13 protein-coding genes and 1 other RNA gene are annotated in these 13752 nt (G+C 68.7%); 6 read left to right on the top strand and 8 right to left on the bottom strand.

Annotation, left to right across the window (positions count from 1 at the left end):
- Window positions 1-9 precede the first annotated feature (9 nt).
- On the top strand, window positions 10-1338 hold the full coding sequence (locus tag FG154_RS06370) for a sigma-54-dependent transcriptional regulator (RefSeq protein ID WP_145105543.1): 1329 nt from the start codon (window positions 10-12) through the stop codon (window positions 1336-1338).
- A 481-nt stretch (window positions 1339-1819) separates the two neighbouring features.
- Window positions 1820-4414 (top strand): Rne/Rng family ribonuclease, encoded by a 2595-nt coding sequence (locus FG154_RS06365; protein WP_145105540.1) that lies wholly within the window; start codon window positions 1820-1822, stop codon window positions 4412-4414.
- Between the two features lie 54 nt (window positions 4415-4468).
- Here the strand turns inward: FG154_RS06365 and FG154_RS06360 are convergent, their stop codons facing one another.
- A complete protein-coding gene (locus tag FG154_RS06360; protein WP_145105537.1) occupies window positions 4469-4699 on the bottom strand; it encodes a sulfurtransferase TusA family protein in 231 nt (76 codons plus the stop codon).
- Between the two features lie 144 nt (window positions 4700-4843).
- Here FG154_RS06360 and FG154_RS06355 point away from each other — a divergent pair, with 144 nt between their 5' ends.
- Both FG154_RS06355 and FG154_RS21020 read left to right on the top strand, forming a co-directional pair.
- Window positions 4844-5590, top strand: coding sequence for a cytochrome c biogenesis CcdA family protein (locus tag FG154_RS06355; RefSeq protein WP_145105534.1), 747 nt, complete (start codon window positions 4844-4846; stop codon window positions 5588-5590).
- A gap of 54 nt (window positions 5591-5644) precedes the next feature.
- A complete protein-coding gene (locus FG154_RS21020) occupies window positions 5645-5800 on the top strand; it encodes a hypothetical protein (RefSeq protein WP_186312301.1) in 156 nt (51 codons plus the stop codon).
- A 2-nt stretch (window positions 5801-5802) separates the two neighbouring features.
- Here FG154_RS21020 and FG154_RS06350 read toward each other — a convergent pair whose 3' ends face one another.
- From FG154_RS06350 to FG154_RS06320, 7 genes are all read right to left on the bottom strand, one after another.
- Window positions 5803-6015, bottom strand: a complete 213-nt coding sequence (locus tag FG154_RS06350; protein WP_145105531.1) for a ribbon-helix-helix domain-containing protein — start codon at window positions 6013-6015, stop codon at window positions 5803-5805.
- Window positions 6012-6203: a DUF4169 family protein gene (locus FG154_RS06345; protein WP_145105528.1), complete on the bottom strand. Its 192-nt coding sequence runs from the start codon at window positions 6201-6203 to the stop codon at window positions 6012-6014. Before FG154_RS06345 ends, FG154_RS06350 begins: the two co-directional genes overlap by 4 nt.
- Window positions 6203-7597, bottom strand: coding sequence for a class II fumarate hydratase (fumC, locus tag FG154_RS06340; protein WP_145105525.1), 1395 nt, complete (start codon window positions 7595-7597; stop codon window positions 6203-6205). Before fumC ends, FG154_RS06345 begins: the two co-directional genes overlap by 1 nt.
- Before the next feature lie 168 nt (window positions 7598-7765).
- Window positions 7766-8227, bottom strand: coding sequence for an SspB family protein (locus FG154_RS06335; protein ID WP_145105522.1), 462 nt, complete (start codon window positions 8225-8227; stop codon window positions 7766-7768).
- Between the two features lie 101 nt (window positions 8228-8328).
- Window positions 8329-8985, bottom strand: coding sequence for a DUF1194 domain-containing protein (locus FG154_RS06330; protein ID WP_145105519.1), 657 nt, complete (start codon window positions 8983-8985; stop codon window positions 8329-8331).
- Between the two features lie 40 nt (window positions 8986-9025).
- Window positions 9026-9379: a transfer-messenger RNA gene (gene ssrA, locus FG154_RS06325) on the bottom strand.
- Window positions 9380-9544: 165 nt separating this feature from the next.
- Window positions 9545-10591 carry an ABC transporter substrate-binding protein gene (locus FG154_RS06320; RefSeq protein ID WP_145105516.1) on the bottom strand — a complete coding sequence of 349 codons (1047 nt, stop codon included), beginning with the start codon at window positions 10589-10591 and terminating at the stop codon, window positions 9545-9547.
- A gap of 247 nt (window positions 10592-10838) precedes the next feature.
- Here FG154_RS06320 and FG154_RS06315 point away from each other — a divergent pair, with 247 nt between their 5' ends.
- Together FG154_RS06315 and FG154_RS06310 are read left to right on the top strand one after the other, a co-directional pair.
- Window positions 10839-12149, top strand: a complete 1311-nt coding sequence (locus FG154_RS06315; RefSeq protein WP_145105513.1) for an aminotransferase class V-fold PLP-dependent enzyme — start codon at window positions 10839-10841, stop codon at window positions 12147-12149.
- Window positions 12150-12313: 164 nt separating this feature from the next.
- Window positions 12314-13726 carry a cryptochrome/photolyase family protein gene (locus tag FG154_RS06310; protein ID WP_145105510.1) on the top strand — a complete coding sequence of 471 codons (1413 nt, stop codon included), beginning with the start codon at window positions 12314-12316 and terminating at the stop codon, window positions 13724-13726.
- The last annotated feature ends 26 nt before the right edge of the window (window positions 13727-13752 follow it).

Here is a 13752-nt window from a genome sequence, read left to right as displayed (position 1 = left end):
GGAAGAGCAATGGCGCGTGCAATGAAGGTGGCGATCGTCGATGACGAGGCCGATATGCGGCAGTCGATCAGCCAGTGGCTTGCGCTCTCGGGCTTTGACACGGAAACCTACGCCAGTGCCGAAGAGGCGCTCAAGGGGCTGAACGCCGACTTTCCCGGCGTGGTCGTCAGCGACATCAAGATGCCCGGCATGGACGGGATGACCTTCCTCAAGAAGCTGATGAGCATGGATTCGGGCCTGCCCGTGATCCTGATCACGGGCCACGGCGACGTGCCGATGGCGGTCGAGGCGATGCGCGTGGGCGCGTTCGACTTCCTGGAAAAACCGTTCAACCCCGACCGCATGACCGAGCTTGCCAAGCGCGCGACGCAGCAGCGGCGCCTGACGCTCGACAACCGGGCGCTGCGGCGCGAGCTGTCGGACGGCACCGTGCTGATGAAGAAGCTGATCGGCTCCTCGCCGGTGATGGAGCGTCTGCGCGAGGATATCCTCGATCTCGGCCAGGCCGACAGCCATGTGCTGATCGACGGCGAGACCGGCACCGGCAAGACGCTGGTGGCCCATGCGCTCCATGCCGTGGGCGCGCGGGCCGGGCGCAAGTTCGTCACCATCTCCTGCGCCGCCTGGTCCGAGGATCAGCTCTCGGCCAAGCTCTTCGGCCCGAACGACGACGGCTCCCTGCCGCTGGTCGAGGAGGCCCGCGGCGGCACGCTCTGCCTCGAGGACATCGAGTCGCTGTCGCATCCGCTCCAGTCGCGGCTGCTGACGGTGATCAACGAACAGGGCACCCCGCCCGAGACGCGCATCATCGCGATCTGCAACGAGCACGCGCCGGACACGACGCTGGAAAACGTGCTGCGCTCGGATCTCTATTACCGGCTGGGCGCCATGACCATCGTGCTGCCGCCGCTGCGGATGCGGGGCGAGGACATCCTGACCCTCTTCACCCGCATGTCCGAGCAGTTCGCCGAGGAATATGGCTGCGAGGCGCCGCAGGTCACCGCGCAGGAGGCGGCCCAGCTTCTCCAGGCGCCCTGGCCCGGCAATGTCCGCCAGTTGGTGAACATCGCCGAGCGGGCGGTGCTGCAGAACCGTCGCGGCTCGGGCTCGATCGCCTCGCTGCTGATGGCCGACAACGAGGCCTCGGGGCCGGCGCTGACCACCGAAGGCAAGCCGCTGAAGGATTATGTCGAGGCGTTCGAGCGGATGCTGATCGACAACACGATGCGTCGCCACAAGGGCTCGATCGTGGCGGTGATGGAAGAGCTGTGCCTGCCGCGGCGGACGCTGAACGAGAAGATGGCCAAATATGGCCTGAGCCGCGCGGACTACGTCTGACCCGATCACACCACCCGCTTCGCGGCCATTCCGGGCCGCGCTCGACCGCTGGTTGCAGGGGGTCGGGGAAAAATAGGCCATTGTCTTTTGCCCGTCCCTGCCGCTAATGTCGCACCTACGCGGGTCCTGCACTTTTCGGCAGGAGTTTGCGCACCAGTTTCTCTGCCAAGCGCGCAATCCGGACGAGGGGTCCGGGGCACCGTCCTGGCAGACCTCCGGGCCGCAAGGCCCACAAGTTCGCCCGCCAAGTCCCTGACGGAACGGGCCAGTGCAATGGACGCTCCGGCGTCCCGGGATACAGAAACGCGATGAGCCGCGCCGACCGACTGCCAGACCGCGCGAAGGGCCCCTGGGGCTCCGCCCGGTCTGGCCCACGATCCGGCCCCCGGCGCAGCCACGCCCGAACAAGCCACCACGCGCAATGGACCCCGGCCGGAGCATGCTCCGGCCCAGACCCGTTGTCCGGGTGCCATGGAATCAAATGGCCAAGAAAATGCTTATCGATGCCACCCACCCGGAGGAGACCCGGGTCGTGGTGGTGGACGGAAACAAGGTCGAGGAATTCGACTTCGAGACCATCAACAAGCGGCAACTCGCCGGCAACATCTATCTCGCCAAGGTAACGCGGGTCGAGCCTTCGCTTCAGGCGGCCTTCGTCGATTACGGCGGCAACCGGCACGGCTTCCTGGCCTTCGCCGAGATCCATCCCGATTACTACCAGATCCCGGTGGCCGATCGTAAGGCCCTGCTCGAGGAAGAGCGGGCCTACGCCCGCGCCGAGGAGGATGAGGATCACGGCCGCTCGCGCCGCAGGTCGCGGCCGGCCCCGGCCGAGGCGGCGTCGGCCGATGCCGTCCAGTCGGGCGATGTGGGCGGCATGGATGTGGTCGATCTCGGCGAAGAGACCGGCGCCGACGCTCTTTACGAGACCGAACGCGCGGACGCCAAGCCCGAGGCGGACGAGGCCGAGAAGCCCTGGAAGGCGGTGGATCACGCCGCCGAGACCGACGACGAGATCGAATCCGTCGCCGACGAGGATGTGGCCGAGGAGATCCCGGCCCCGAGGAAGCCCCGCCAGCGCCGCTACAAGATCCAGGAAGTGATCAAGGTGCGCCAGATCATGCTGGTGCAGGTGGTCAAGGAGGAACGCGGCAACAAGGGCGCGGCGCTCACGACCTATCTCAGCCTGGCCGGCCGCTATTGCGTGCTGATGCCGAACACGGCGCGGGGCGGCGGGATCAGCCGCAAGATCACCCAGGCCGCCGACCGCAAGAAGCTGAAGGAAATCGCCTCGGAGCTTGAGGTGCCGGAAGGCGCGGGCCTCATCATCCGCACCGCCGGCGCCAAGCGCACCAAGCAGGAGATCCGGCGCGACTACGAATACCTGCTGCGCCTGTGGGAGCAGATCCGCGAACTCACGCTGAAGTCGGTCGCCCCGGCGCCGATCTACGAGGAGGGCGACCTGATCAAGCGGTCGATCCGCGACCTCTTCAACCGCGAGATCGAGGAAGTGCTGGTCGAGGGCGAGACGGGCTACCGCACCGCCAAGGATTTCATGCGGATGATCATGCCGGCGCACGCCCGGCAGGTGGTCCGCTACGACGAGCCGATGCCGCTTTTCGCGCGCTATCAGGTGGAAAGCTACCTCTCGGGCATGTTCAACCCGGTGGTGCAGCTGAAATCCGGCGGCTACATCGTCATCGGCGTGACCGAGGCGCTGGTCGCCATCGACGTGAACTCGGGCCGGGCCACCAAGGAAGGCTCGATCGAGGATACGGCGCTCAAGACCAACCTCGAGGCCGCGGAAGAGGTGGCGCGCCAGCTGCGCCTGCGCGACCTTGCGGGCCTGATCGTCATCGACTTCATCGACATGGAAGAGCGCAAGAACAACGCCGCCGTCGAGAAGCGCCTGAAGGACAAGCTCAAGACCGACCGCGCGCGGATCCAGGTCGGCCGCATCTCGGGCTTCGGCCTGATGGAGATGAGCCGCCAGCGCCTGCGTCCGGGGATGCTCGAATCGACCACCCAGCCCTGCGCCCATTGCCACGGCACGGGCCTGATCCGCTCGGACGACAGCCTCGCGTTGCAGGTGCTGCGCCAGCTGGAAGAAGAGGGCACGCGGAAACGCTCGAAGGAGGTGCTGCTGCGCGCCCCGATCGCGGTCGTCAACTTCCTGATGAACCAGAAGCGCGAGCATATCGCGATGATCGAGGCCCGCTATGGCATGGCGGTGCGGGTCGAGGCCGACCCCTCGCTGTCCAGCCCCGATTATGTGATCGAGAAGTTCAAGACCGCGACCCGCGTGGTGCCCGAGACGGTCAAGGTGATCTCGGGCAGCGCCGATCTGATGGGTGCGCCGGTGGACGAGCCCGAAGACGACTGGATCGAGGAGGAGCCCGAGGTCGAGGAGGCCGAGGAAGCGGTCGAGGCCGCGGAACCGGCCGAGGCCGCGCCCTCTGAAGGCCAGCCCAAGAAGAAGCGCCGCCGTCGCCGCCGCCGCCGCAATGGCGCGAATGGCGCCGCGGACCAGACCGGCGCCGAGGCGTCCGAGAGCGACGAGTCGGACGACTCGGACGAGGATGAGGACGAGGCCGCCGACGAGGCCGAAGTGCCGGAACCGGCAGCCTTCGTGCCCGAGATGGCGCCCGAGGCCGTGATCGCGGAACCCGCAGCCGAGCCCGTGGCCGAGCCCGAGGCGGTGGCCGAAGAGCCGCCCGCCCCGCGCAAGCGCACCCGCGTCCGCAAGCCCAAGGTGGTCGAGGAGGCGGCTTCCCCCGCCGAAGCCGCGCCCGATGCCGAGCCGAAGGAGCCGAAGAAGCCCTCCCGGAGCCGCACGAGCCGCAGCCGCAAGAGCGCGGCGGCAGCCGAGGAAGCCGCTCCTGCGGTCGAGGTGGCGGTGACGGTCGAGGTGGCCCCGGCCGAGGCCGCGCTCGACGTGGTCGAGACGCCGGCCGAGCCGGCCCCGGTGGCCCCAGAACCCGAGGCGGCCCCTGAGCCCCAGCCCGAGCCGGTCTCGGGCGAGACGGACGAGGAGAGCAAGCCCAAGCGCCGCGGCTGGTGGTCGATCAGCCGCTGAGCGAAGAACGGATCGGGGCGCCTGCGGGCGCCCTTTTCCTTGGCTCGGCCGGGATCACTCTCCGCGGCGGATCAGCCAGACGCTTTCGCGGCCGTCGCGCTGACAGGCAAGGATCTCATGCCCGGCGCCGGTGCAGAAATGCGGCAGGTCGATCACCGCCATCGGGTCGGTCGCCGTCACCCGCAGCACGCGGCCGGGCGCCATCCCCATCAGCCGCTTGCGGGCGCGCAGGACGGGCAGGGGGCAGATCAGCCCCGCGCAATCCAGATCCTCGTCGAACTCCATGGCCTTCTCCGAAAGTTGCGCCGGATCAACGCGCGCGGTGCCTGTCCGCGCGATACGCCGGGGGCCGGTCCACGTCAATGTGAGACCCGGCCCCGTGACGGGACGCCGGCAAGCGGCTAGGAGAGCAGGAAAGAGGGAGCGAAGATGTTCGGACTGGAGCTGATCGACGCAGGGCTGCTGCCGGGGATGCTGATTGCGCTGGTGGCGGGGGTGCTCTCCTTCCTCAGCCCCTGCGTCCTGCCGATCGTGCCGCCCTACCTCGCCTACATGGGCGGGATCTCGATGAAGGACCTGAACGAGGGCGCCTCGCGCGGGCCGATCCTCGCCGCCTTGTTCTTCGTGATGGGGCTCTCGACGGTCTTCCTGTTCCTCGGGTTCACCGCCTCGGCCTTTGGCGCCTTCTTCCTTCAGAACGCCGACAGTTTCGCCACGCTGGCGGGCATCATCGTCATGGCCTTTGGCGCGCATTTCCTCGGCATCTACCGCATCTCATTCCTGGATCGCGAGATGCGGATGGATGCGGGCGACCGGGGCGGCTCGGCCTTTGGCGCCTATGTGCTCGGTCTGGCCTTCGCCTTCGGCTGGACGCCCTGCATCGGCCCGCAGCTGGGCGCGATCCTGACGCTTGCCGCGTCCGAGGCGAGCATCGCCCGCGGCACCACGCTGCTGGCCACCTACGCCGCCGGTCTCGGCATCCCCTTCCTGCTGGTCGCGGCCTTCTTCCCGCGGCTGACCGGCCTCATGGCCTGGATGAAGCGGCACATGGAGCGGATCGAGCGCATCATGGGCCTGCTGCTCTGGACCATCGGCCTTCTGATGCTGACGGGGGGCTTCTCCAGCTTCTCCTACTGGCTGCTCGAGACATTTCCGGCGCTGGCCCGGCTGGGCTGAGGCGGAACAAAGCCCCCGCGCACCCGTTTCGCGTGCCATCCGAGGAGGCACGCAATGTCCGACCAGAACCCCGACGAAGTGCCCGGCAAGCCCGTGGGCGCCGGCGAGAACATCTGCCGCCGGTGCGAGGGCAGCGGCCGGATCGAGGGCGGCGAGTGCCCCGATTGCGGCGGCACCGGCAAGGTGATGACCCCGATCGGCGGCGGCTGAGCCTAGCGGGCGCGGTAGTGGCGCAGCACGAAGAGCCGGATGGCGCTGGCCAGCCCCACCTCGGGGTCGCGCCCCTCGTCCACCTCGGCGGCGAGTGCATTGACCGGCAGTCCCCGCTCGGCCGCAATCTCGCGGAAGGCGCGCCAGAAATCCTCTTCCAGCGAGACGCTGGTGCGGTGGCCGCGCAGCGTGAGCGAGTGTTTCTCGGGCCTCATTCGGTATCGGGCCCGGGCCCTCGCTTATGGGCGTCGAGGTGATCCCGGGCCTTCTCGGCCCGGGCCTCTTGCAGATCGCGCTCGACCCTGGTGCGGCCGAACTTCGCGGCGTTCTCGTCGCCCTTCCGGCGGCGGGCGTCACGCTCCGCCGCCTTGCGCTTCGCGCGAAGGTTGACGATCTCGGCCATCAGCCCTTCGGCCCGATCATGTCCTCGGGGCGGACGATGCGGTCGAAGGTCTCGGCATCGACGAAGCCGAGGGCAATCGCTTCTTCGCGCAGCGTGGTGCCGTTCTTGTGCGCGGTCTTGGCCACCTTGGTGGCGTTGTCGTAGCCGATGGTGGGGGCGAGGGCCGTCACCAGCATCAGACTTTCCTTCATCAGCTTGTCGATCCGGGCCGTGTTGGCTTGCGTGCCCACCACCATGTTGTCGGTGAAGCTGCCCGCCGCATCGCCCAGAAGCTGCATGGATTGCAGCACGTTGTAGGACATCATCGGGTTGTAGACGTTCAGTTCGAAGTGGCCCTGCGAACCGGCGAAGCCCACGGCCGCGTCGTTGCCCATGACATGGGCACAGACCATGGTCAGCGCCTCGGCCTGCGTCGGATTGACCTTGCCCGGCATGATCGAGCTGCCCGGCTCGTTCTCCGGCAGGATCAGCTCGCCCAGGCCCGAGCGCGGGCCCGAGCCCAGAAGCCGCATGTCGTTGGCGATCTTGAAGAGTGAGGCGGCGACGGTCTTCAGCGCGCCCGAGAACATGACCATCGCGTCATGCGCGGCCAGCGCCTCGAACTTGTTCGGCGCGGTGACGAAGGGCAGGTCGGTGATCTCGGCGATCTTCGCCGCCACCCGCGTGTCCCAGCCGACACGGGTGTTCAGGCCGGTGCCCACGGCGGTGCCGCCCTGTGCCAGTTCGTAGATGTCGGGAAGGCAGGCCTTCACGCGGGCGATGCCCTTTTCCACCTGCTTGGCATAGCCCGAGAACTCCTGGCCCAGCGTCAGGGGCGTCGCGTCCTGCGTGTGGGTGCGGCCGATCTTGATGATGTCCTTGAATTCCTCGGACTTCGCCAGCAGCGCCGCGTGCAGCTTTTCGAGCCCCGGCAGCAGCACGTCGCGCGCCATCATGCCGATGGCCACATGCATCGCGGTGGGGAAGGTGTCGTTCGAGGACTGGCCCATGTTCACATGGTCGTTCGGGTGCACGGGCTTCTTCGAGCCCATCACGCCGCCCAGCATCTCGATCGCGCGGTTCGAGATCACCTCGTTCGCGTTCATGTTCGACTGCGTGCCCGAGCCGGTCTGCCAGACCACCAGAGGGAAGTTGTCGTCAAAGCGGCCCTCGATCACCTCGGTCGCGGCGGCGGCGATGGCCTCGCCCAGATCCTTCGGCATGTCGCCCTGATCGACATTGACCAACGCGCAGGCCTTCTTGATCACGCCGAGCGCGCGGATGATCGCGACGGGCTGACGCTCCCAGCCGATGGGGAAGTTCTGGATCGAGCGCTGCGTCTGCGCGCCCCAGTATTTGTCGGCGGGAACCTCGAGCGGGCCGAAGCTGTCGGTCTCGGTGCGGGTTGCAGTCATGCGCAAGCTCCTTGATTTTCCCGCAAGCTCTTAGGGAAGACGAGCGGGAAAATCAATCGGCATGCCATCGCATACGGAATCCGCGCGGGGGGCTGCCTGCCCCCGTCTCCGGCCGATGCCGGAGACTCCCCCGGGGATATTTGAGCGAGAATGAAAGGGGGCGGCGCGCTACTTGCGGAACTTGTCGAGGCTGACCACCTGCGCGTCGTGGCGCGGCGGCTCATCGTCGCCGTCGGGATCCTCGTCGCCCTCGGTCTCCTCCTCCTCGTCCTCGTCCTCGTGCGTTTCAAACCGGAGGCCGAATTCCACGGATGGATCGACGAAGGTGCGCACGGCGTCGAAGGGGATCACCAGCGGCTCGGGCTGGTTGCCGAAGTTCAGCGTGATCGAGAAGCCGCGGTCGTCCACGGCGAGGTTCTCGTACCAGTGCTGGATGACGACGGTCATCTCCTGCGGGTAGCGGGCGCGCAACCAGTCGGCCATGGCCACATCGGGGTGGGTCGTGTCGAAGGTGATGAAGAAATGGTGCGCTCCCGGCAGCCCGTGCTCGGCCACATCCTCGAGCACGCTCTGGATCAGGCCCCGCATCGCGCGGTGCATGAGGTTGCCGTAATCAATCGAACGCGCCATGCAATATCCCCTGTCGCTTCGGGGTCAGCATAGGGGATTCGGTTCGGAAGAAAAGGGGGCCGCGCGGGGGTTTTTCCGCCGAAAGGCGACGCGGGGCCGGGTCAACTCGCGGGCTTGCCGAGTTCGCGCAGCAGCTTGGCGCGGAGGGCCCGGCGGTAGTCCTGCAGGCCGCGGGCGGTGAGCACGAAGCCGTTCCGCGTCACGGCCCAGCGGGTGTAGAAGGCCGTGATCGGCGCGGAGGCGCCCACGTCCTCGATGGCGATGGCGTTGATCTCGACACCGGCGGTTTCGGCGGCGCGGCGCGCGGCGGCGACCGTGAAGCCCGCGTTCTCGGGGCCGTCGCCCGAGATGTCGATCACCTTGCGGCGGCAGTCCGCCACGGCGCCGAACCGGTCCAGCGAGAAGGAGATGGCCTCGCCCACCGCCGTGTCCGAGGCGGTGAAGGCGCGAGGGAGCGCGCGGGCCTCGCGGGCGAAACGCGCCAGCTCGTCCGGGCCGAGCATCCGCCGCCAAGGCAGCACCAGCGCCTGCCGGCCCACGCCCGACCACTGGACAACGGCCAGCGCGCTCTGGCCGGTGAGCAGCATCTCGCCCACGTCCGCATCCTCGAGCGCATCGGCGAGACCTTCGATCTGGAGCGCATATTCGCCGCGGTCGATCGAGCCCGAAACATCGATGGCCAGAAGAAGCGCCGTGTCGCAGGCCGGTGCGGGCAGGGGCGCGGCGAGACAGAGGGCAAGGGACAGCGCGCGAAGCATGGCGAAGCGTGGCGCGTGGCGACCGGAAGGGCAAGGAGGAAGTGCAGGTTTCTGTTGCCAGGCACCTGCGAGCCCCGCCTTACACGGCTAAGCGCAAGGACTTAGGTTTCGATAACTCGAACTGCTTACGCAGCCAGAGCCACCGGAGCACGGTTGTCGTTGGCAACTGTACTTTTCGGACCGATAACGGTGGTACCTCACCGGGACAAAGCAACCCCTTTAGACGTTCGTCGATCCTGTTTCGGCCCCTTCCGCCCCCAACGAGGGATGTATGGTGGAGCCGCCGGGTACCGCCCCCGGGTCCGATCCGCTTATGACGAGCGCGTTTATGCCCATAGTCCAAGTTGCCCCGGACAGGGGGAATATAGGGGGGCGCAACGCGCGCTGCAAGCGGATGTGGTTTCGGCAAAGCGCAGCAGGGCGGGGCATGCCCGGTGCGGGGCGCGGGCCCTTCGGGCGCCGCCGGCCGCGGGGTGCGGGAGACGGCCGGGGGCAGCGCGGCGGCATGGCCGCGCGCCCCGTGGTGGTGCGGGAGCCGAAGCCCCCGCGCCCTTGCGGGTCAGAAGCCCGCCTTGATCTTCTCGAACTCTTCCAGCATGCGGTCGCGCATCGCCGGATCGAGCGGCGTCTGCGCCAGCAGCGTCGTCTCGACCGGATCGAGGTCGGCCTTCTTCAGATCCTCTTCCGAGATCTCGGCCATGGCGGCCTCGTTGGTCAGCGCATAGCCGTGGGTCTCGAGCAGCGAGGGCGCCGAGGAATGGGCCAGCCACGAGTTGATGAAGTCGTAGGCCTTGTCCTCGCTGCCGGGCGAGTCCTTCATGTTGACATAGCCGCAGAACCAGGTGGCCGAGCCCTCGTTCGACTGGCGCTGGAAGCCCACCGGGAAGCCCTCCTGCCGCATCAGCGCGATGGCGTCGTTCCAGGTCCAGGCGAGCTGCACCTCGCCGGTGGCCATCAGCTGCGACAGCTCGGACGGGTCGGCCCAGTAGGCGCGGACATTCTCGTGGGCCTGGCGCAGCCACTGGGCGCCCGCCTGGAACTGCTCTTCGGTCAGCTCGGTCCAGTCCGAGACGCCGGTGGCGAGCAGGGCGAGCGACCAGATGTCGTCGGTGTTGTCGGGCAGCGAGATGCGGCCGGCATATCGGGGATCGAGGAAGATCTGCACCGAGGCGAGATCCTCGGCCGGAACGCTCTCGGTGTTGTAGGCGATGGCCGTGTAGGCATAGTCGGTCGGGATGTACCAGACGCCCTGGTCGTCGCTGAAGATCTCGGAGTCCTTGAACCGCTCCGAGATGTTCTCGTATTCGGGGATCCGGCTCACGTCCCAGGGCTCGATCAGGCCGGCGTCGCGGTATTTCGACACCATCTGCGAGCAGGGATGCGCGAGGTCGGCCTTGAAGCCCGAGGCGACCTTCTGGAACGCCTCGTCATCGTCGCCGTAGAAGGCGTAGGTCGGCATCTGCCCGTGTTTCTCGATGTAGCTCTTCATCAGGCCTTCGCTCTCGAATCCGGCCCAGTCGAAGACGATGAGGTTCGGATCGGCGGCAAGGGCCGGCTGCGCCAGGATGGCTGCAACGCTGACCAGAAGGGAAGTGCGACGGATCATGGAGGCTCCTTGGAACATGGGTCTGCGACGGGTCCCGGGCTGGCCGGCAGATGATCGGACGCTAGAATAGCACCCGTGACGGCTCAAGCACTTATTGCAGTCTGGCGGTAGGGCGGGCCGTCGGGCAAGCGGGGCGGCCGCATCCTCACGCAGGCTTGTCCGGGCGCGCGGGCCGCCTTGGCGACCGCGCCTGCTTGTCTTGCGGCGGGCGCATGTCTAGCCTTGCCTGGCCAGCCCCGGAGATCCCATGACCGTCCTCGACATCGACTATGTCCGCGCCTGCTTTCCCGCCCTCTCCGAGCCCGCGCTGGCCGGACAGGCCTTCTTCGAGAATGCGGGCGGGTCCTACACCTGCCGGCAGGTGATCGACCGGCTCAGCCGCTTCTACCACCAGCGCAAGGTGCAGCCCTATGCGCCCTACGCCGCCTCCCATGCCGCCGGGGCCGAAATGGACGAGGCGCGCAGCCGGCTTGCCGCCCTGATGGGGGTGGAGGAGGACGAGCTGTCCTTCGGCCCATCGACGTCGGCCAACACCTTCGTGCTGGCGCAGGCCGTGCGCGGCTGGCTGAAGCGCGAGGGCGGCGCCGTGGTCGTGACCGATCAGGACCACGAGGCCAATTCGGGCGTCTGGCGCAGGCTGGCCGACGACGGGATCGAGGTGCGGGAGTGGCGGATCGACCCGGACACGGGGCATCTGGATCCCGCGGGCCTCGCGCAGCTTCTTGGGGACGGGCGGGTGCGGCTGGTCTGCTTTCCGCATTGCTCGAACGTGGTGGGCGAGATCAACCCGGTGGCCGAGATCTGCGCCATGGCGCGCGCGGCGGGGGCCTTCACCTGCGTGGACGGCGTCAGCTATGCGCCGCACGGCCTGCCCGACATGGGCACGCTGGGGGCCGACATCTATCTCTTCTCGGCCTACAAGACCTATGGGCCACATCAGGGCCTCATGCTGATCCGGCGCGAGGTCGGAGAGCTTCTGCCCGCGCAGGGGCACTGGTTCAACGCAGGCACGCTCTACAAGCGCTTCACGCCCGCGGGGCCGGATCATGCGCAAGTGGCGGCCTGCGCGGGGCTGGCGGATTACATCGACGCGCTGGCGGACCATCACATGGCAGGGTCGCACCGGGGCGGGCCGGAGGCGGGCGGGGCGCTGCCTCTTGAACGGGGCCATGAGGGGCCGCGCGCCGCGGGTCTTCGCGCGTCGCCGGTGGAGCGCGCGCGCGAGGTGCACCGGCTGATGCGCGAGCACGAGATCCGGCTGCTGCGGCCGCTGCTCGACCAGCTCGCGCGCCGGAACGATGTGCGCCTGCTGGGCCCGAGCGAGGCCGGGCTGCGGGCGCCGACGGTGGCGCTGGCGCTCGACCGGCCCGCCGAGCAGGTTGCGACGGCGCTTGCGGCGCACGGGATCATGGCGAGCGGCGGGGACTTCTACGCGGCGCGCCCGCTCGAGGCGATGGGGGTGGATCGCGCGCTCGGCGTCCTGCGGGTGAGTTTCGTGCATTACACCTCGGAGGCCGAGGTGGCGCAGCTGATGCTGGCGCTCGACGCGGTGCTCTAGGCGCGAGGTGCGGGCCGGGCGAAGGCGGGGGCTGTCTGCCCCCGGATCGGCCTCCGGCCGATCTCCCCCGAGGATATTTCCGCGAGAATGAACAAGTTGCGCCCCGGAGGGTGATCCGTGCCGGGCGGCCGCGCGTAGAAGCGGGTGAGACGAGAAAGGACGACATGGCCGAGGCTCCCCTGATCCTGTGGTTCCGGCGCGACCTGCGGCTGGCCGACAATCCGATGGTGCGGGAGGCGGCGGCGACGGGGCGTCCGCTGGTGCCGGTCTTCATCCTCGACCCCGAGACCGAGCGGCTTGGCGCGGCGCCGAAATGGCGCCTCGGTCTGGCCGTGGAGGCCTTCGCGCAGGCGCTGGAGCGGCTGGGCAGCCGGCTGATCCTGCGGCGCGGGCCGGCGCTCGAGGTGCTCGGGCAGGTGGCCGCAGAGACCGGAGCCGTGGGCGTGCACTGGTCGCGGCTCTGCGAGCCCGGCTGGCGCAGCCGGGACGAGGGGGTGAAGGCGGGGCTGAAGCGGCAGGGGATCGGGGCCGAGAGCCATGCCGGCCACACGCTGTTCGAGCCGTGGGAGGTTCAGACCGGGCAGGGCGGCTTTTACCGGGTCTTCACGCCCTTCTGGAAGAACGTGAAGGACCGCCCGGTGCCGGCCCCGCTCGCCGCTCCGGCGGGGTTGCGGGTGCCGGACGTCTGGCCCCGGTCGGACCGGCTGGCGGACTGGGGGCTGGCGCGGGCGATGGACCGAGGCGCGGCCGTGGTGGCGCGCCACGTGGCGGTGGGCGAGGCGGCCGCGGCGGAGCGGCTGGCGCGCTTCCTCGACGACCCGGTGGACGGCTACGCGGCAGGGCGCGACCGGCCGGACAGGGACGTGACCTCGCGGCTGTCCGAAAACCTGACCCATGGCGAGATCTCGGCCCGCACGGTCTGGCACGCGGGGATGCGGGCCCGTGCGGAAGGGCGCGCGGGTGCCGAGAAGTTCCTGCAGGAGCTGGTCTGGCGCGAGTTCGCCTGGCACCTGCTCTACCACACGCCCGAGATCGCCAGCCGGAACTGGCGCGGCGAGTGGGATGCCTTCCCGTGGCGCGCGGACAATGCCGAGGCCGAGCGGTGGCGGCGTGGGATGACGGGTGAGCCCTTCGTCGATGCCGCCATGCGCGAGCTGTTCGTGACCGGCACGATGCACAACCGCGCCCGGCTGATCGCGGGAAGCTACCTGACAAAGCACCTTCTGACCCACTGGCGGGTGGGACAGGCCTGGTTCGAGGATTGTCTGATCGACTGGGATCCGGCCTCGAACGCGCTGGGCTGGCAATGGGTGGCGGGTTCGGGCCCCGATGCCTCGCCCTATTTCCGGGTCTTCAATCCGGCGACGCAGGCGGAGAAGTTCGATCCCGACGGCGCCTATCGACGGCGCTTCATCGCCGAACTTTCGCCCGATCCGGGGCCCGAGGCGCTCTCGTTCTTCGACGCGGTGCCTCGGAGTTGGGGGCTTGCGCCGGATCAATGCTATCCTCGGCCTGTCGTGGGGCTGGCCGAGGGGCGCGCGCGGGCCCTGGCGGCCTACGGGCGCAGGGACGACTGACAGGGCGCGGGCAGGCGCCGGACGGG

The organism is Cereibacter sediminicola, from assembly GCF_007668225.1.
Taxonomy (GTDB): Bacteria; Pseudomonadota; Alphaproteobacteria; order Rhodobacterales; family Rhodobacteraceae; genus Cereibacter_A; species Cereibacter_A azotoformans.
The sequence above is the reverse complement of the archived record's forward strand: the minus strand, read 5'-3'. Positions and strand labels throughout refer to the sequence as shown.

Bases quoted from the DNA above. Each gene is read 5' to 3' on its own strand.
- FG154_RS06370 (WP_145105543.1), top strand. From the start codon at position 10: ATGGCGCGTGCAATGAAGGTGGCGATCGTCGATGACGAGGCCGATATG.
- FG154_RS06365 (WP_145105540.1), top strand. From the start codon at position 1,820: ATGGCCAAGAAAATGCTTATCGATGCCACCCACCCGGAGGAGACCCGG.
- FG154_RS06360 (WP_145105537.1), bottom strand. From the start codon at position 4,699: ATGGAGTTCGACGAGGATCTGGATTGCGCGGGGCTGATCTGCCCCCTG.
- FG154_RS06355 (WP_145105534.1), top strand. From the start codon at position 4,844: ATGTTCGGACTGGAGCTGATCGACGCAGGGCTGCTGCCGGGGATGCTG.
- FG154_RS21020 (WP_186312301.1), top strand. From the start codon at position 5,645: ATGTCCGACCAGAACCCCGACGAAGTGCCCGGCAAGCCCGTGGGCGCC.
- FG154_RS06350 (WP_145105531.1), bottom strand. From the start codon at position 6,015: ATGAGGCCCGAGAAACACTCGCTCACGCTGCGCGGCCACCGCACCAGC.
- FG154_RS06345 (WP_145105528.1), bottom strand. From the start codon at position 6,203: ATGGCCGAGATCGTCAACCTTCGCGCGAAGCGCAAGGCGGCGGAGCGT.
- fumC (WP_145105525.1), bottom strand. From the start codon at position 7,597: ATGACTGCAACCCGCACCGAGACCGACAGCTTCGGCCCGCTCGAGGTT.
- FG154_RS06335 (WP_145105522.1), bottom strand. From the start codon at position 8,227: ATGGCGCGTTCGATTGATTACGGCAACCTCATGCACCGCGCGATGCGG.
- FG154_RS06330 (WP_145105519.1), bottom strand. From the start codon at position 8,985: ATGCTTCGCGCGCTGTCCCTTGCCCTCTGTCTCGCCGCGCCCCTGCCC.
- FG154_RS06320 (WP_145105516.1), bottom strand. From the start codon at position 10,591: ATGATCCGTCGCACTTCCCTTCTGGTCAGCGTTGCAGCCATCCTGGCG.
- FG154_RS06315 (WP_145105513.1), top strand. From the start codon at position 10,839: ATGACCGTCCTCGACATCGACTATGTCCGCGCCTGCTTTCCCGCCCTC.
- FG154_RS06310 (WP_145105510.1), top strand. From the start codon at position 12,314: ATGGCCGAGGCTCCCCTGATCCTGTGGTTCCGGCGCGACCTGCGGCTG.